Annotated in this window: 15 protein-coding genes; 8 read left to right on the top strand and 7 right to left on the bottom strand. The window is 70.3% G+C overall.

Annotated features, from left to right (window positions below):
- Window positions 1–280: 280 nt before the first annotated feature.
- The 4 genes from VF092_16885 to trpE form a co-directional block, all read right to left on the bottom strand.
- Complete coding sequence (locus VF092_16885; GenBank protein ID HEX6748976.1) at window positions 281–721, bottom strand: hypothetical protein; 441 nt, start codon at window positions 719–721, stop codon at window positions 281–283.
- Window positions 722–847: 126 nt separating this feature from the next.
- Window positions 848–2,335, bottom strand: coding sequence for a SusD/RagB family nutrient-binding outer membrane lipoprotein (locus VF092_16880; GenBank protein ID HEX6748975.1), 1,488 nt, complete (start codon window positions 2,333–2,335; stop codon window positions 848–850).
- A 22-nt stretch (window positions 2,336–2,357) separates the two neighbouring features.
- Window positions 2,358–5,645: a SusC/RagA family TonB-linked outer membrane protein gene (locus tag VF092_16875; GenBank protein ID HEX6748974.1), complete on the bottom strand. Its 3,288-nt coding sequence runs from the start codon at window positions 5,643–5,645 to the stop codon at window positions 2,358–2,360.
- A 547-nt stretch (window positions 5,646–6,192) separates the two neighbouring features.
- Entirely contained in the window at window positions 6,193–7,689 is a 1,497-nt protein-coding gene (gene trpE / locus VF092_16870) for an anthranilate synthase component I (protein ID HEX6748973.1), read from the bottom strand.
- Between the two features lie 393 nt (window positions 7,690–8,082).
- Between trpE and VF092_16865 the strand changes: the two genes are divergently transcribed.
- Both VF092_16865 and VF092_16860 read left to right on the top strand, forming a co-directional pair.
- Window positions 8,083–9,873 (top strand): DUF885 domain-containing protein, encoded by a 1,791-nt coding sequence (locus VF092_16865; protein ID HEX6748972.1) that lies wholly within the window; start codon window positions 8,083–8,085, stop codon window positions 9,871–9,873.
- Window positions 9,874–10,017: 144 nt separating this feature from the next.
- Complete coding sequence (locus VF092_16860) at window positions 10,018–10,473, top strand: hypothetical protein (GenBank protein ID HEX6748971.1); 456 nt, start codon at window positions 10,018–10,020, stop codon at window positions 10,471–10,473.
- 158 nt (window positions 10,474–10,631) lie between these two features.
- On the opposite strand, the gene VF092_16855 is transcribed toward VF092_16860, so the two are convergent.
- Both VF092_16855 and VF092_16850 read right to left on the bottom strand, forming a co-directional pair.
- Window positions 10,632–11,387, bottom strand: coding sequence for an NYN domain-containing protein (locus VF092_16855; GenBank protein HEX6748970.1), 756 nt, complete (start codon window positions 11,385–11,387; stop codon window positions 10,632–10,634).
- Between the two features lie 316 nt (window positions 11,388–11,703).
- Window positions 11,704–12,063 carry an FKBP-type peptidyl-prolyl cis-trans isomerase gene (locus VF092_16850; protein ID HEX6748969.1) on the bottom strand — a complete coding sequence of 120 codons (360 nt, stop codon included), beginning with the start codon at window positions 12,061–12,063 and terminating at the stop codon, window positions 11,704–11,706.
- Between the two features lie 260 nt (window positions 12,064–12,323).
- Between VF092_16850 and VF092_16845 the strand changes: the two genes are divergently transcribed.
- The 6 genes from VF092_16845 to VF092_16820 all read left to right on the top strand — a co-directional run bounded on the left by VF092_16845 (window position 12,324) and on the right by VF092_16820 (window position 14,995).
- Window positions 12,324–12,530 carry a hypothetical protein gene (locus VF092_16845; GenBank protein ID HEX6748968.1) on the top strand — a complete coding sequence of 69 codons (207 nt, stop codon included), beginning with the start codon at window positions 12,324–12,326 and terminating at the stop codon, window positions 12,528–12,530.
- A gap of 163 nt (window positions 12,531–12,693) precedes the next feature.
- Window positions 12,694–12,900 (top strand): hypothetical protein, encoded by a 207-nt coding sequence (locus VF092_16840; protein HEX6748967.1) that lies wholly within the window; start codon window positions 12,694–12,696, stop codon window positions 12,898–12,900.
- A gap of 80 nt (window positions 12,901–12,980) precedes the next feature.
- Window positions 12,981–13,196 carry a hypothetical protein gene (locus VF092_16835; protein HEX6748966.1) on the top strand — a complete coding sequence of 72 codons (216 nt, stop codon included), beginning with the start codon at window positions 12,981–12,983 and terminating at the stop codon, window positions 13,194–13,196.
- An 82-nt stretch (window positions 13,197–13,278) separates the two neighbouring features.
- Window positions 13,279–13,488 carry a hypothetical protein gene (locus tag VF092_16830; GenBank protein HEX6748965.1) on the top strand — a complete coding sequence of 70 codons (210 nt, stop codon included), beginning with the start codon at window positions 13,279–13,281 and terminating at the stop codon, window positions 13,486–13,488.
- Window positions 13,489–13,514: 26 nt separating this feature from the next.
- Window positions 13,515–13,745, top strand: coding sequence for a hypothetical protein (locus VF092_16825; protein ID HEX6748964.1), 231 nt, complete (start codon window positions 13,515–13,517; stop codon window positions 13,743–13,745).
- A gap of 101 nt (window positions 13,746–13,846) precedes the next feature.
- Window positions 13,847–14,995, top strand: a complete 1,149-nt coding sequence (locus tag VF092_16820; GenBank protein HEX6748963.1) for a winged helix DNA-binding domain-containing protein — start codon at window positions 13,847–13,849, stop codon at window positions 14,993–14,995.
- A 180-nt stretch (window positions 14,996–15,175) separates the two neighbouring features.
- On the opposite strand, the gene gyrB is transcribed toward VF092_16820, so the two are convergent.
- Window positions 15,176–17,143: a DNA topoisomerase (ATP-hydrolyzing) subunit B gene (gene gyrB / locus VF092_16815; protein HEX6748962.1), complete on the bottom strand. Its 1,968-nt coding sequence runs from the start codon at window positions 17,141–17,143 to the stop codon at window positions 15,176–15,178.
- Window positions 17,144–17,240 lie beyond the last annotated feature (97 nt).

The raw sequence follows: 17,240 nt of genomic DNA, 5'->3' as shown, positions 1-17,240 counted from the left end.
CATGATACCGTTTCTCAGGATTTACCGAGCATTCCCATGCTCCTGAACTGAAGAGTCTCACACGGAGGAAACGGAGACAACGGAGGAACTGAACGCGATCGGAGTTCCTCCGTTACCTCCGTTTCCTCCGTGTGAGCCATTGTTTTGAGGATGTCGGAATGAACACTGAATCCTCGGAATTGGTATGAGAGGCCATCCCCATCCTGGTGTGAATACAGCACGGCCGCCCCCGCGAAGCCCGCGGGAGCGGCCGTTCTCCGTTGGTGGGCGAATCCGGAAACTACTTCTGGGTCCCGGTCCCGGAGCCGCTGCCGCCGTTGCCGCTGATCACGCCCGTGGCGCGCAGCGCAACCGCGCCGCCCACCAGCAGGGCGCCGAAGACGGCCGACCGCCAGGGCGAGATCCGCTTCTGCGCCAGCCCCACCACGGCGGTGCGCGGGAAGCTCACCGTTTCGCCCGAGGCGTCGACTCCGTACCCCGTCTGCGAGCGCAGCCCGAACACCGACAGCGTCATCGCCGTGTCCTGCGACGGCACCACCTCGCCGCGCAGTTCCACCACGTCACGCACCGTCACGTCGCTGATGGGAAAGTCCATCGGCCGCGACAGCCGCACGCGCACGTCGCTGGAGGGCGACGGCCGGGTGTTGGTGTCCACCGGCGCGTACGAGTAGCAGCCGCCGAGCGCCATGGACAGGAGCAGGAGCACCGAAACCGATCGCATGCGAACCATCCTTCCTGGGTGCCGTGCCGGGCGTACGGCCGCCGCCACGGCGCCCTTACGCGTGAAGCCGAGGCCGGCCCCGCCCGGGGGCGAGACCGGCCTCGTGTGCTGCATGAACCCCGGCCGTCAGGCGCCGGCCAGCCCCGTGACCGACGCGCAGCTGATCGGGTCGTTGCGGTTCCGGATCCCGTTGTTGCCGGTGCCCGGAGCGCTGAGGTTGTCGCTGTTGGCCTGCCGCTCCGACTGCCCGTACAGCAGGCGCGACGGAATCGGGTCGTTCTGGACGGGCGAGCCGACCTTCACCGCCGCCGCCACGTTCGGCTGGCAGGTGCGCTTGTAGTCGTTCATCGCGTCCATGTTCAGGAACTGCGCGAAGTACTTCTGCATCATGATCTCGTGGAACAGCGCCGCGCCCGTGAGCGCCGGAACGGCGGCGATGGCGCTGGTCCCGTGGCGCGCCTGCTCGCAGGCCACGCCCGCGTTCAGCGCGGTGTAGATCGTGGCCGGGGCCGCGCCCAGGCGATACTGCGCCTCGGCGATGATGAACTGCGTCTCGGCGCAGGTCACCAGCGCGATCCCGGCGTCGGCCGCGGCGATCCCGCCCGCGTCGAGGTTGAGCGTGGACGCCGCGCCGTTGTTCTCGCCCGGCTTGGAGCCCGTGATGCTGGCCGGGGTGCCCGCGAAGTACACGGTCAGCCGGCCGTCGCCGCGCGCCTTCAGCGAGTCCACCATCAGGCGCCCGGCCGCCATGTACCCCGAGCGCTCGTTGCTGAACTGGTACCACCAGTTCTGCTCCGTCGACGCGCCGGTGTGCACCGAGTTCCAGTCGCCCGCGGCCGAGTTGATGCCGGCCTGGGCGGCCGCCAGCGCCTTGGTCAGGCAGTTGCCGGCGCACGCGGTGTTGGCCGCGGTGGCGGCCGCGCCGCCCGCGCCCTGGGCTTCCACCCAGTGCATGTAGTAGCGCGCCTTCAGCGACTGGGCCACCCGCCGCCACGCCGCCGTGTTGCCCGCGAACGACTGGTCGCGGTCACCCAGCAGCGCCAGGTCCGAGGCCGACGGCGCGGCGCTCAGCGTGGTGATGGCCTGGTCCAGCAGCGTCTGCACCGAGGCGTAGACCGCCTCCTGCGCGTCCACCGGCGACTCGGGCGCCACGGCCCCGCCGCCGGCCTGCGAGTACGGCAGGTCGCCCCACATGCTGGCGGCCATGCCGAACAGGAAGGCCTCGTGGATCTTCAGCACCGCGCTGGTGGCGGTCAGGTTCTGCGAGTCGGCCTTGGCTCGCGCCAGGCGGAGGTCCTGCAGCCCGCTGCCGGCGTACAGGCCGCTCATCTCGTTGTCGAACTCGTCCTCGCTGTACACGTACTGGTCGAGGCTCGAGAACTGGCGGTCGATGCCCGACAGCTGGTTCAGCCACACCGAGGTGGCGCGTGCCACGTGGCCCTCGTTGAAGAGCCAGGTGCGCAGCTGCACCGAGGTCAGGAGCTGGCTCACCGACGCGTTCTGGACCACGTTCTCGTTGCCGGGAACGTTGTCGATGAAGTCCGAGCACGCGCCCAGCGAGGCGGCCAGCGCGGCCGCGCTCAGGGCGCGGCCGAGTTGGGTCAGGTTTCGCATGGTTTGTCCGTGTCTCCGTGGGTTAGCGGTTCAGGTTCACCGAGATCACCCACGAACGCGTCTGCGGGTTGTTGAAGTAGTCCAGCCCGCGGCCGACGCTCTGACCGGTGAGGTTCGACTCGGGGTCGATCCCCGTGTAGTCGGTCCACGTCTTCAGGTTGCGGCCGGAGAGCGTCAGGTTCATGCTGCTCATCCCGAAGCGGCGCTTCAGCCACGGCTGGTCGATCGTGTACGACACCGACACGTCGCGCAGCTTCACGAAGCTGGCGTCCTCGAGGAACTGCACGAACGGCCCGTTGAAGCCGTTGCCGATGCCGGCCTGGCCCCAGCGGCGGTCGATGATCACCTGCTTGCCCAGCCCGGGGCCCGCGTAGGTGAACTGGTCCATGAAGCCGCTGCCGAACGCGGTGGTGATCCCCGCGCCGTGCCACGCCAGCGTGCTGCCGTGCGTGCCGTAGCTGGTCAGCGCGCCGCGCGTGCCGTTCCAGATCTCGCCCCCCTGGCTGATGTCGAGCAGCCCCGACACCCGCAGGTTGCCGAACAGCGTGAAGGTGTTGCGAATGCTCCCCGTCCAGCTGGGGTTCGGGTCGCCCACCACGTGCGAGGTCCCCGAGAGACGCGGGAAGCCGTCCGAGCCCAGGAACACGGCGCCGGCGGGGCCGCCGTAGGTGGCGTCGATGTCCGTGCCGCCCACCACCTCGCCGCGGCCGAAGCGCACGAAGTCACCGCCGTAGAACACGCCGAACGGATGGCACTCGGCCCCGTCGATGCCCGGCTGCACCAGCGCGGCGTACGAGCCGCCGGTGCCCGAGAAGCCGTTCAGCACCACGAAGTCCGAGCCGGTCAGCTCCTTCACGCACGACCGGTTGCGCGAGTACTGGGTGTTGATGCTCCAGGAGAAGTTGTCGCGCTGGATGGGGTTCAGGTCCAGCGTGAGCTCGATCCCGTGGTTGTCCACCCGGCCGGCGTTCTGGAACTGGTCGGTGAAGCCGCTGCTGGGGGGCAGGGTCACGTCCAGGATCATGTCCTTCGTGACCCGGTTGTAGTACGTGAAGCCCAGCGCCGCGCGGCCGCCCAGGATGCCCAGGTCGAAGCCCGCCTCGTACTCGGTCTTGCGCTCCGGCTTGATGGCCGAGTTCCCCAGGGTCCCCTGGGTCTGCACGCCGTCCTTGCCGTTGTAGATGGTGGTCCAGCCGGCGTTCTGCACCCAGCCGTCGACCAGGGTGGCCTGGTTGAACGAGCTGCGGTCGACGTATGCCGGCGGCTGGCGGCCGCTGACGCCGAAGTTCGCGCGCACCTTGAACTGGTCGACGAAGCTCAGGTTGTCGAACGCCGGGAGCTTGCTCACCTGCCAGCTGAAGCCCGCGCCGGGGTACCAGAAGCGCTGCTGCTCGGTGCCGAAGGTGGAGCCGCCCTCGTACAGCAGGTTGCCGCTCACGGTCAGCTGGTCCCACAGCGTCAGCTCGCCGTTGGCGAAGTAGCCGTCGGTCCGCGTGACCTCCTTGTACTCGTCGGGCACCTTGGTGATGGCGAAGTCGAGCTGGTCGGTGCCGTAGATGAGGTTGAAGGCGTTGGTCTGGTAGCGGTTGAACTCGCTGTGGTTCAGGTTCTGGCCCAGCGACAGGCTGCCCACCGCGTTGTCGCCGAAGTTGCGGTTCATGGTGGCCAGGAACCGGCTCTCGATCTGGAAGTTGCGCAGGTTGGCGCGGATCACCTTCCCCTCGGGCGTGTCCGACGAGCTCTTGGGGAAGAGCGCGCGGCGGTCGTCGCTCGAGAAGTCGGCGCCCAGGATGTAGCTCAGGCGCAGCCAGCTGGCCGGCGAGTAGTCGACGTTCACGTTGCCGAACGAGCGGTTCAGGCTGCTCGTGTTGGGCATCTCGTTGGCCACCCAGAACGGGTTGTCGAAGCCGCGGTTGTTCTCCAGCGACCCCGTGCACGACTGGGCCGAGCAGCGGTACGACCGGTGGAAGCCGGTGACCGGGTCGAGGTACGGCAGGTTGTTGAACTCGGGGGGCGTGCGCAGCGCGCCCAGCTGGATCCCCGAGATGTTGGAGCCCTGCTGCACGAAGTCGCCCTGGCCGTTGGTGTAGGCGAAGTTGCCGCCTACCGTCACGTTGTCGGCGAACTGGTGCGTGCCCTTCAGGCGCAGGGTGGTGCGGTCGTACGCCTGCGGGCCCACGATCACGCCGTCCTGCGCCAGCCGGCCCACCGACATGTAGTAGGTGGTACGCTCGCCGCCGCCCGACAGGGTGAGGTTGGTCTCCCAGTGGTTGCCGGTGTTGTAGACCTCGTTGGCGTGGTCGAACACCGGAGTGCTCCCCGGCAGCGCGATGTTCCACGAGCGCACGCCCGTCGCCGAGCCGCTGGTGGTGCTGCAGGGCAGGGTGCGGTCGGTGGGGCAGGTGTTCAGCCCCAGGCCGTACTGGGTCTGCAGCGGAACGACGCGGTTGACCTCGTCGTTCGAGTAGCTGCCGTTGAAGCTCACGCGGGTCTGCCCGGCGCGGCCGCTCTTGGTGGTGATCAGCACCACGCCGTTGGCGCCGCGCGACCCGTACAGCGCCGTGGCGGCGCCGCCCTTCAGGATCTGGATGTCGGCGATGTCGGCGGGGTTGATGTCGGCGGCGCGGTTGGTCACGGTGGTGCCCGTGGTGCCGCCGGAGCTCGGGTCGCGGTTGGCGTAGTCCTCGATGCGCGTGGAGCGGTTGTCGATGGGCGTGCCGTCGACCACGAACAGCGGCTGCGTGCCGCCGTACACCGAGGCGGCGCCGCGGATCTGGATGTAGGCGCCGGCGCCCGGGTCACCCGAGGTCGAGGTGACGAGCACGTTGGGCGCCTTGCCGGCCAGCGCGGCCACCACGTTGTTCTCGCGGCTCTCCTCGATGGCTTGGCTGCTCACCGTGTTCACGGTGGCGGTGGCGCGGGCGCGCGTGGTGGCGGTGCCCTGCCCGGTGGCCACGATCTCGCCCAGGCGCAGCACGTCGGCGCCGAGTTGGAAGTTCTGGGTGAGGTTGGCGCCGGGGTTCAGCGTGATCTGGCGCGACGACGACGCCAGCCCCACGCGCGACGCGGTGATGGTCACCTGCTGCCCCGCGCGCACGCGCGAGGCCGGCACCACCAGCCGGTAGCTGCCGTCGGCGCTGGTGGTCGTGCCCACCGAGAGTGCGTCGATGCGCACCATCACGGCGTTCTCGGGCGCGCCCGACGCGTTGGTCACGCGGCCGGACACCGTCGCCGGCTCCTGGGCCAGCAGCGACACCGGCGCGAAGGCTACCGCGACCAGCGCCGCGAATAGCCAGCGGAGTCTGCTCATTACACGTCCTCCTGGGTTTCCGGCGGGCCCATGCCTCTGAGGCCCGCCACGATGGGGGGTCCCGGCGATTGCGGAAGGGCGCTCACGAGCGCCGCGGCCCGCGCCGGGGTGTCTCGCGGAGACCGCCGCCGTGCGGCGCTATGCCGCCTGCGGACAGGACGTCTCCTCTGCGAAGAAACCTGGGTTCGCTGGCCGCCTCCTTTCGAACGGGTGGATGGAGCGCGTGGAGCCTGCAGACGAATTACAACGCCCGGACGCACCCGGGCGTGACGGGGCCGTTACACGGGATTCGGAGCAGGATGGAGCGCGGGCACGGTGCTGGCTTTCGGGAGCGGTGGCCGACGTGCCGGCCGCCTGGGCCGGGGACCCCCGACAGGTTGGCGTAAGCCACGGCTTGGCGGGGATTTGAGCTTTCGAGGTGACACGGATTAATAGAACGGGCGTTCGAACCTGTCAAGGAAGCGTCCGTCCCGTTCCCGCCGCCGTTCCGGCGTGTGGGATTTTGAGGATACTAATAAACGTCCGGTGAAACGGCGCAAGGGGCGCGTCACCGAGCCGCAACCCGCTGCAGCGCCCGCAGCAGCGCCCGCGCCTTGCTCAGCGTCTCCTCGTACTCCGTGGCCGGGTCCGAGTCGGCCACGATCCCCGCGCCGGCCTGCACGTGGGCGCGTCCCCCCTCCGCCACCACGGTGCGGATGGCGATGGCGGTGTCCATCGCCCTCCCGCCCCAGGAGAAGTGGCCCACGGCGCCGGCGTACGGCCCGCGGCGCACCGTCTCCAGCTCGTCGATGATCTCCATCGCCCGCACCTTGGGCGCGCCCGAGACGGTGCCCGCGGGAAACGAGGCGCGGAACACGTCGACCGCCGAGAGCCCGTCGCGCAGGTCGCCCTCCACGGTGCTGACCAGGTGCAGCACGTGCGAGTACTTCTCCACCACCATGCGCGCGGGAACGCGCACGCTGCCGAAGCGGGCCACGCGTCCCACGTCGTTCCGCCCCAGGTCCAGCAGCATCAGGTGCTCGGCCAGCTCCTTGGTGTCGGCGAGGAGGCTCTCGGCCAGCGCGGCGTCCTCGGCGGCGTCGCGGCCGCGGCGGCGGGTGCCGGCGATGGGGCGCACCGTCACCGTCCCCTCCTCCAGCCGCACCATCACCTCGGGCGACGAGCCGACGAGCTGGAAGCCGTCCAGGTCCAGGTAGAAGAGGTAGGGCGAGGGGTTCAGCGTCCGCAGCGCGCGGTAGAGGTCGAACGGCGCCGCGTCCGTGGGGACGGTGAGGCGCTGGGCGAGGACCACCTGGAAGGCGTCGCCCGCGCGGATGTACTCCTGCACGCGGCGCACGCCCTGCTCGTACTCCCCGCGCGTCAGGTTGCTGGAGAAGTGCGGGTCCGCCGGAGGATCGGCGCGCAGCTCCAGCGGCGGCGGCGCCTGGCCCTCGCGCAGGCGGCGGACGAGCGCGTCGATCTCTCCCGCCGCGGCGTCGTAGCGGCGGCGCAGCTCGGCCTCGTCCGCGCCCGCCGTGTCCACCGCGGCGATCACGCGAGCGCGGCCAAAGAGGTTGTCGATGGCGACGACGGTGCCGGTGAGGATGAACAGCGCGTCGGGGACGGGGAGCGCGTCCGCGTTCTCGTCCGGGAGCCGCTCGATCAGCCGCACCACGTCGTAGCCGAAGAAGCCCACCGCGCCGCCCCAGAAGCGCGGCAGCCCAGGGACCTGCGCGGGCTCCGACGCCTTCAGCATGCGGTCGAAGTCGCCCAGCGGATCGGCCGACTCGCCGCGGTCCGTCCACCCCTCGCCCGGCGCCCACGTCTCCACCCGTCTTCCGGTGAGCTTCCAGGCGCCGCGCGGCTCGGTGCCCAGGAAGGTCCAGCGCGCCCACGTCTCGCCGCCCACGACGGACTCGAGCAGGAAGCCGAACGGCGGCCGCGCGATCTTGGCGTAGGCGGTGACCGCGGTGTCGGTGTCGAACAGCAGCTCGCGCCACACCGGCACCAGGGTGGCGGAGCGGGCGAGCGCGGCGAACTCGTCGAACGTCGGCGAAAGCGTCATCGGATGGGTCGGCCGGGGTGATGGCGGAATGTAAGTGGGCGGGTGGGGATGTGCGAAGTGGCGGAGGGCTGAGTCCTGAGTCCCAAGTCCCAAGTCCCAAGTGCTGAGTGCGATCGATCGTCGCTACACCGAAGATCGCGCCCGCCAGTCCGCGAAGGCGGACTTCTTGAAGTTCCAGCCGCGGGTTTCAACCCGCGGACTCCAACCCACGGCATCTCGATCCGCGGACGAGGAGTCGGCTTCCTACGCCATCCTTATATCGCGACCCTCCTCTCCATCCCCCGCCCGACATACCTTTCCTTCCTGAATCTTTCCTTCGCGGCGAAGCGTAGCGGCAACCGCACTCCCTGGCGCGGTGCATCGCCGCGCGTCCGTCCAGACAAGCGAGATCCCATGAACGCACACTACCGCTGGCTCGCGGCCGTGGCGGTGCTGGCCGCCGCGCCCGCCGGCGCGCAGCAGGCCCAGACGCCCGCCGCGCCGCGCACGCACGCAGACTCCGTGGCCGCGATGGTGAACACGCTGGCCGACGAGTTCATGACCGTGGGCCTGCGCCGCTTCCCCGAGATCGGCACCTTCTTCGGCCTTCCCGGCGCAAGCCACGACCAGCTCTCCGACAACTCGCTGGCCGCGCGGCGCCGCTACGAGCAGGAAGACGACGCCTTCCGCGCGCGGGTGATGGCGCTGCCTTGGGAGGACGTGCGCGGCCGCGCGGAGTACATCACCCTGGGCTTCCTGCGCGAGCAGATGGAGGGCGACCGGCAGTCGCGCGTCTGCCACAACGAGCTCTGGGGGGTGAACCAGCTGTCCGGGTGGCAGATCCAGATCCCGCAGCTGGCCGCCATCCAGCCGGTGGGCACGCCCGAGCTGCGCCGCGCCGCGCTCGCCCGCTTCGCCATGGTGCCGCGCTACGTCGACAACGACGTCGCGGCGCTGCGCGAGGGGCTGCGGCAGGGCTACTCGGCGCCCAAGGGTAACGTCCGCCGGGTGATCGAGGAGATGGACGCGATGCTGGCCGGCACGGTGGAGCAGTCGCCCTTCTACGCCGTGGCCCAGCGCGACAGCGACGCCGCGTTCCGCCGCGAGTGGGCGCAGCTGATCACCACGCAGCTGAACCCGGCCGCGCGCCGGTACCGCGACTTCCTGGCGAACGAGTACCTGGCCAGGGCGCGCGACGCGGTGGGCGTCTCCGCGCTGCCCAACGGCGAGGCGTGCTACCGCGCCGCCGTCCGCTCGTTCACAACGCTGACCCTCGAGCCGCAGTGGATCCACCGCACGGGCCTCGAGCAGATGGACAGCATCCAGGCGCGGATGAGCCGCATCGCCCAGCGCAGCTTCCACACCTCCGACGTGCCCGCGCTGCTGGAGCGCTTCCGCACCGACAGCACGTACACCTTCCGCTCGCGCCAGCAGGTGGTGGACTACTCCACCGCCGCCATCGACCGCGCCAAGGCGGCGATGGGGCGCTGGTTCGGCACGCTGCCGAAGGCCGACGTCGTCATCGTCCCCTACCAGGAGTTCGAGGAGCGCTCCGCCCCCGCGGCCGCCTACGAGCCGCCCGCGCAGGACGGCAGCCGCCCGGGACGGTTCCGCATCAACACCTTCGAGCCCGAGAAGCAGAGCCGGGTGCCGATCGAGTCCACCGCGTTCCACGAGTCCATCCCCGGCCACCACCTGCAGCTGGCGCTGGCGCAGGAGCGGCCCGCGGCGCACATGATCACCCGCCTGCTCGGCAATTCCGGCTTCAGCGAGGGGTGGGGGCTCTACGCCGAGGAGCTGGCCGACGAGATGGGGCTGTTCAGCGGCGACATGGACCGGATGGGGCTCCTCTCCAACCAGGCGCTGCGCGCGGCGCGGATGGTGGTGGACCCCGGGATGCACGTGATGGGATGGACGCGCGACCAGGCCATCGACTACATGCTGAAGCACACCGCCGAGAACCGCACGGCGGTGGAGAACGAGGTCGACCGCTACATCGTGTGGCCCGGGCAGGCCACGGCGTACATGACCGGGATGCTGCTGATCCGCGACCTGCGCGAGCAGGCGCGCCGCGAGCTGGGGCCGCGCTTCGACATCCGCGCCTTCCACGACCGCGTGCTCGAGGACGGCACCGTCACCCTCCCCATGCTGCGCGACAAGATCGAGCGCTGGATCCGGCAGCAGAAGACGGCGGCGGCACCCTGACCCAGGAGAAGCCTCTCACGGAGGTCACGGAGTTCACGGAGATGGAGAATCGGCGCCGGGGCGAGTCATCGTCCCGGCGCCGTCATTTCGCCGCGGCCCGCGCCCTGCGGCGAGTGCGCGGGAGATCGAAGACAGGAGATCTCCATGAAGATGAAGATTCCGGCCGCGCTCGCGATCGCCTGCATCGCCGCGTGCACGCCGTCGCCGGAGCCGGGGGATCGCTCGCGGCCGCCCGCCCCGCCCGCCGGCAGCGCCGCGGCCGAGCCGATTCCCGCCGCGAGCGACACGGGGACGATGGCGCGGCTGGAGCGGGAGGCCCGCGCGCTGGCCCACGCGGACGGATGCGCGGCGGGGCAGTGCCGCACCGCGCCGGTGGGAAGCCGGCCGTGCGGCGGCCCGCGCGAGTACATCGTCTACTGCGCGGCGAGGACGGATTCTGCCGCTCTCTTCGCCAAGCTGGCGGAGCTCGCGCGCGCGGAGGACGCGTACAACCGCGCCAACCAGCTCGCCTCCACGTGCGAGATGCGCATGCCGCCGAACGTCACCCTTTCTGGCGGCCGCTGCACCGCCGCACCGCCGAACGAGCTGCCGCCGCAGTGATCCCGGGAGAAGAAGGCATCACACGGAGGAAACGGAGGGAACGGAGGAAACGCGCATCCCTCCGTTCCCTCCGTGTGAGCCCGATCCGTTCAAAAGAGAAACGAGCGCGCGGCCGGTGACCGGCCGCGCGCTCGTCGTCTCCGACAGGCGGAAAGGCCTTACGCCTCCTCGTCCTCGTCCACCACGGGCAGCCCCTCGGGCCAGCCGCGGCCGCTGGGATACGACTCGCGGGCGAAGCTCGACGGGCTGGTGTAGATGGGGCGCTGCGTGCGCACCGGCCGCTCGGGGCGCTCTCCGCCGCTGAAGCTGCGCTCGCCGCGCTCGAACCCGCCCTCGCGCTCCTGCTGCTGCGGACGCTCCGTGAGCAGGAAGGTGTTCAGCAGGTCGGGGGTGATGACGGTGCGGTCGTCCGCCTCTTCCCACAGGTCGCGGTGCGGCTGCTGCGGCCCCGTGCCGTGGTAGAGATGGATGAGCACGCCCTCGTTCTTGGCCGCGCGGATCGCCGGCAGGAAGTCGCTGTCGCCGGTGATCAGGATGGCCCGGTGGATCCGCTGCTTGGTGGCCAGCATGACGAGATCCACGCCCAGGTAGATGTCCACCCGCTTCTGCTCGAAGATCGGGCGGTTGCTCTCGCGGTCGGTGCCGCGGTACTCCAGCTTCCCCTCGCGCACCTCGAAGCGGTTCAGCCGGTTGAGCGCGCTGAAGAACCGCTGCTTCCCCGCGTACCGCTCCTCCTCTTCCGGTGTGGGCACCGGGCTCATGTAGGGGAGGCAGTGGTAGTAGTAGGTGCGCAGCAGGTCGTCGGGGCGCGACAGCTCGGTGGCGAGCTTGCCGAAGTCGATGCGCGGCGACCCGCAGTCGCGCGACACGCGGTCGAAGTATCCGCCGTCCACGAAGATCGCGGTCTGACCCATTGCTATGAAATCCCTCGGGTGTGGAAGAAAGAAAACCCGCCTGCGAAGCCACGGCGGGTAGATTATCCGGCGGGAACCTCCCGCCGATACGGCGAGGCTTCCCCGCCGCCTGCCCGTAGGCGAGAGTTACCGCCAACGGAGCAGATTGTCAAGCTGGGGAAAATCTGCCGCCGGATACGAGCCAATCCACAACCCCTTTGGGGGACATGGTTTACGCCACGTTTGGACTGACCACGTTCGCGATGCACCATTTTGCAGCCACCGGCGGCGGGAGCGGCGCACGAGGCCCGCTCCGCCACCGGCGATGCGCGAGGCGTCAGTGGGCGCCGTGCACGTCCAGCAGTTCCACGTCGAACTGCAGCGTGGAGTTCGGCGGGATCGGCCCCACCGGACGCGAGCCGTAGCCTAGCTCGGGCGGGATCACCAGCGTCCTGCGCCCGCCCACCTTCATCCCCGCCACGCCCTCGTCCCACCCGCGGATGACGCGGCCGGCGCCCAGCGGGAAGTGGAAGGGCTGCCCGCGGTCGCGGCTGCTGTCGAACTTGCTGCCGTCCATCAGCGTGCCGGTGTAGTGCACCACCACGTGGTCGCCGCTCTTCGCCTCGGCGCCGGTGCCGGGCACGTCGTCGCGGTACTGCAGCCCGGACGGGGTCGTCGTCATCGCTTCGTCGGCCACGCTCGCCTCCCTGGTGTTGGTGTTCCGCAACCCGTTGACACAGAACAGGATGCGGGCATTTCAGCGCGTTTTACGCCGCGGCACGCATCTTCCGGCAGGTTTGGCGGCCGGTGGAGCGCCCCAAGTTCGCGCACCCCGCGTGGCGGCACAACCCTCCCTGCGCACGCGAGGATCACGCCCACGCCACTGCGGCGAGGCACGGAGCAGGACACCGGCGAGGTGAGAGGTTCCGGTAATCCCTTGTATCGCAGGAGGTCGAGATGAGAAAGACGAGAGCGCTGGTGCTGGGCGCGTGCGTAGCCGCCGCGCTGGGCTTCGGCACCGCGCAGGCGGTGGCGGTTCCCGCAGCGCCGGATGATGGCGCCGCGCGGAAGTGCAACCCGCAGCTGTGCGACCGGCTGTGCAAGGCGATCGGCGCGTTCTCGGGGACGTGCACGCCCGGCGGCGGCTGCGCCTGCGCGCTGTGAGCGTCCCCGCGGTGTACGGCCGGAGCACCCCGGACATGACGGCGGTGCGACGGGAAACGGCGGGCAGGCGCGCCGGGCGCCCGCCCGCCGCAACGCCGCCGGGCGCGCCGCGGCAATCCCGCGCGGCGGCGTCCGGCGGCGGAACCATGCAGGAGGTGGAAGAATGACGGTACGTGCAAGAAAGCTCGCGTTCACCTCGATGATCGCGGCCGCGCTGGCCTTCGGCGGAGCGCAGACGCTCGCGCAGCCGGCGCGCGCCACGCAGGCGCCCCGGGCGTGCAGTGACGCCACCTGCGCGCGGATCTGCTCGGCGCTGGGGTTCCACGGCGGCTTCTGCAACTCGGGCGGCGGGTGCAGCTGCTATCTCTGACCCCCCGACCCGGTCCGCCGCGGCGCGCTCGCTCCGGTGCCGCGGCGGACCGCGCCTTACATCTCGCAGCGGAGGTGGCGATGACGAAGGTACGGCGGGCGCTGGCGTGCGGCGCCATCGCGGCGGCGCTCGGCTTCGGCGGCGCGCAGGCGCTGGCGGCGCCGGGCGCGGCCGTGGTGGCCGGTGAGCGCCAGTGCAACCAGGGCCAGTGCAGCCGCCAGTGCAAGGCGGCCGGGTACGACGGCGGCAACTGCGCCGGCGGGATGTGCTCCTGCTTCATCGGCCCGATCCAGTGACGTGCGGGGTGGAACGTCGGTCCGCGGTGCGGCGTCCCCGTCATGCCGCACGATTCCGGTCACCCGTGAGCCAGGAGGAGAGATGAGCAGAACGGTGCGAAGCGCCCGGCGCTGGGCCCTGTCCGCGGCGGTGGCGGCGTCGCTCGGCTTCGGCGCGGCGCAGGCGATGGCGTCGCCCACCGCCGCGTCGGCCAACGCGCGTGCGTGTGACCCCGACGAGTGCGCGGCGTGGTGCGACTCGATCGGCGGCGTGGGAAGCTGCGTCGGCAACTTCTGCCGCTGCATCCTGTGACGGATTCCCCAAACGGGGAGGAGGAGATGAGCAGAGGGATGCGAGGAATCCACCGCTGGACGCTGGCCGCGGCCGTCGCGGCGTCGCTCGGCTTCGGCGCGGTGAGCGCGATGGCGTCGCCGTCCGGCCCCACCGCCGGCGCGCGCCACTGCGACCCGGCGCGCTGCGATGCCAACTGCAAGAAGAGCCTGCCGGGTTCCACCGGCGTCTGCGTCGGCGGCACGCGCGGGTTCTGCGACTGCCTGCTGGGGCCGTGAGCTTGAAGTGCTGAATGCTGAGTGCGCGGCGCCGATTGCAGCGGATCGGCGCCGCGCGTAGTGTTGCGGCGGCGATTCTTCTCCACCGCATCCCCTCCGCGATGTCATCCTCGAAGACGAAGGCTGATTCCGGTCGGAATCACCGCGGGTCCGGCAAGGTGCTGGGGCGGCGGGCGCTGAACCGCGCGCTGCTCGTGCGGCAGATGCTGCTGGAGCGCGTCACCCTCCCCGTCCTCCACGCCATCGAGCAGCTGGTGGGGATGCAGGGGCAGATGACGAACCCGCCGTACATCGGCCTGTGGTCGCGGCTGCAGGGATTCGAGGCGGACGACCTGTCGCGGCTGATCCTGGAGCGCGCCGTGGTCCGCATCGCGCTGATGCGCTCGACCATCCACCTGGTGACGGCGCGCGACTGCCTGGCGCTGCGGCCGGTGATGCAGCCCGCGCTCGTCCGCAGCTTCGGCGGCAACTGGGGCAAGCGCCTGCCGGGGATCGACTTCGCCGAGGTGGCCGCCGCCGGCCGCGCGGCCGCGGAGGAGACGCCGCGCACGTTCGACGAGATCGGCAGGGTGCTGGCCGAGCGCTGGCCGGACCGCGATCCCGCCGCGCTGGGCTACGCGGTGCGCGCCTATGTCCCGCTCGTGCAGGTGCCGCCGCGCGGCGTGTGGGGCCGCGGCGGCGCGGCGCGCCACACCACCGCCGAGGCGTGGCTCGGCCGCCCGATGTCGGAGGATGCCTCTCCCGACGCTGCGGTGATGCGGTACCTGGCCGCGTTCGGCCCCGCGTCCATCGCCGACGCGCAGACCTGGTCGGGACTGACGGGGCTGCGAGCGTGCTTCGATCGTCTCCGGCCACGGCTGCGCACCTTCCGCGACGAGCACGGCCGCGAGCTGTTCGATCTCCCCCACGCGCCGCTGCCGGACCCCGACTTCCCCGCGCCGCCGCGCTTCCTGGGTGACTACGACAACGTCTACCTCTCGCACGCCGAGCGCTCGCGCATCGTGGCGGACGAGCACCGCAAGCGGCTGTTCGCGGTGAACCGGGTGCTCCCCTGCTTCCTGATCGACGGCTTCGTCGCCGGCGCGTGGGAGATCCGCCGCGAGGGCGGCGCGGCGACGCTGCACGTCCACCCGTTCCTGCCCCTCGCCCCACCCGACCGCCGCGCGGTGGAGGAGGAGGGCGCGCGGCTCCTCGCCTTCGTCGCGGCGGACGCGGACGCGCGCGACGTCCTCATCGCCAAGCCGGCGTAGGCTCGGTCCCGGATGATCTCAAAGAGGAATGTCACACGGAGGGAACGGAGGAAACGGAGGAACTCAGTTCAGTCCTCCGTTTCCTCCGTTCCCTCCGTGTGATCTCCTTGATTGTTTGATCGTACGAAAAAGGCCGGGACGCGCGTCCCGGCCTTCTCGTCTCCCTCGAATCCCCGGCTGTCAGACGTCCAGGTTCTTGACGTACTTGGCGTTCTGCTCGATGAACAGGCGGCGGGGCTCCACCTCCTCGCCCATCAGCGTCTCGAAGATCTGCGCGGCCTCGGCGGCGTCTTCCATCGACACCTGCAGCAGCGTGCGCGTGTCCGGGTCCATCGTGGTCTTCCAGAGCTGGTCGGGGTTCATCTCCCCCAGGCCCTTGTAGCGCTGCACGTGCACGCCGCGCTCGCTGCCGCCGCCATCGCCGTTGCCGCGCAGGCGCGCCAGGATCTCGTCGCGCTCGCCGTCGCTGTAGGCGTAGTGCTCCTGCTTCCCCTTCTTCACCAGGTACAGCGGCGGCTGGGCGATGTAGACGAAGCCCGCGTCCAGCAGCTGCCGCATCTGCCGGAAGAAGAAGGTCAGCAGGAGCGTGCGGATGTGGCTGCCGTCCACGTCCGCGTCGGTCATGATGATGATCTTGTGGTAGCGCGCGTTCTCGAGGCTGAACTCGTCCTCGCCGATCCCCGTGCCGATGGCGGTGATGATGGCGCGGATCTCGTCGTTCGACAGGATCTTGTCGAAGCGCGCCTTCTCCACGTTCAGGATCTTCCCCTTCAGCGGGAGGATCGCCTGGAACTCGCGCTTGCGCCCCTGCTTGGCGCTGCCGCCGGCCGAGTCGCCCTCGACGATGTACAGCTCGCCGATCTCGGGGTTGTTGCTCGAGCAGTCGGCCAGCTTGCCGGGAAGCACCCCCGTCTCCAGCGCGCTCTTCTTGCGCGTGAGGTCGCGCGCCTTGCGGGCGGCCTCGCGCGCGCGGGCGGCGCTGATGGCCTTCTCGATGATGGCGCGGCCGACGCCCGGGTGCTCCTCGAGGTACTCGCTGAACTTCTCGTTGACGGTGCTCTCCACCGCGCCCTTGACCTCGCTGTTGCCCAGCTTGGTCTTGGTCTGCCCCTCGAACTGCGGCTCGCGCACCTTCACGCTGATCACGCAGGTCAGCCCCTCGCGCACGTCGTCGCCCGAGAGCCCCTCCACGCCGCCCTTCTTGAACAGCCCCACGCGGCGCGCGTAGTCGTTGATGGTGCGCGTCAGCGCGCTCTTGAAGCCGGTGAGGTGCGTGCCGCCTTCGTGCGTGTTGATGTTGTTGACGAAGGTGAACGTGTTCTCGTTGTAGCCGTCGTCGTACTGGAAGGCGATCTCGATCTCGGCCTCGGAGCGGGTGGCCTCGATGTACACCACCTCGGGGTGCAGCGGCTTGCGGGTGCCGCGCAGGTGCTCCACGAACTCGCGCAGGCCGCCCTCGTAGTGGTACTCGTCGCGCCGCACCTCGCCGCCCTCGAGCGTGGGCCGCTCGTCGGTGAGCGTGATGTGCACGCCGCGGTTCAGGAAGGCCAGCTCGCGCAGCCGGTTCGACAGCGTGTCGAAGGAGTAGGTGGTCTCCTCGAAGATCTGCGGGTCGGGCTTGAAGGAGACGGTGGTGCCGCGCTCCTTCGTCTTCCCGGTGACGGTGAGCTCCCGCGTCTTGTCGCCGCGTGCGAAGGCCATCTCGTGCACCTGGCCGTCGCGCCGCACGGCCACCTTCAGCCACTCCGACAGCGCGTTCACCACCGACACGCCCACGCCGTGCAGGCCGCCCGACACCTTGTACGAGCCCTCGCCCTCGTTGTCGAACTTGCCGCCGGCGTGCAGCACGGTGAGCGCCAGCTCCACCGCCGGCACCTTCTCGGTGGGATGGATGTCCACCGGGATGCCGCGGCCGTCGTCGACCACGGTGATCGAGTCGTCGGCGTGGATGGTCACGTCCACGCGCCGGGCGTGGCCGGCCATCGCCTCGTCGATCGAGTTGTCGACCACCTCGTACACCAGGTGGTGCAGGCCGCGCGCGCTGGTGGACCCGATGTACATCCCCGGGCGCTTGCGGACCGCCTCCAGCCCCTTCAGGACCTGGATCTGGCCGGCGTTGTACTCGTGGGCTGCGGAGCTGGAAGCCATGCCCCCCTCGTGGCTGTGATTCTACTGGTTTGCCGTGTGCGTCCCAGTACACCTGGGACACGCGGAAGTTCGCGCGAAACCTGCGTTTACGCGCGTT

Origin of the sequence: Longimicrobium sp., assembly GCA_036377595.1 — a bacterium.
Taxonomy (GTDB): domain Bacteria; phylum Gemmatimonadota; class Gemmatimonadetes; order Longimicrobiales; family Longimicrobiaceae; genus Longimicrobium.
Note: the sequence above shows the minus strand (reverse complement) of the source record. Positions and strands in the feature narration are given on the sequence as shown.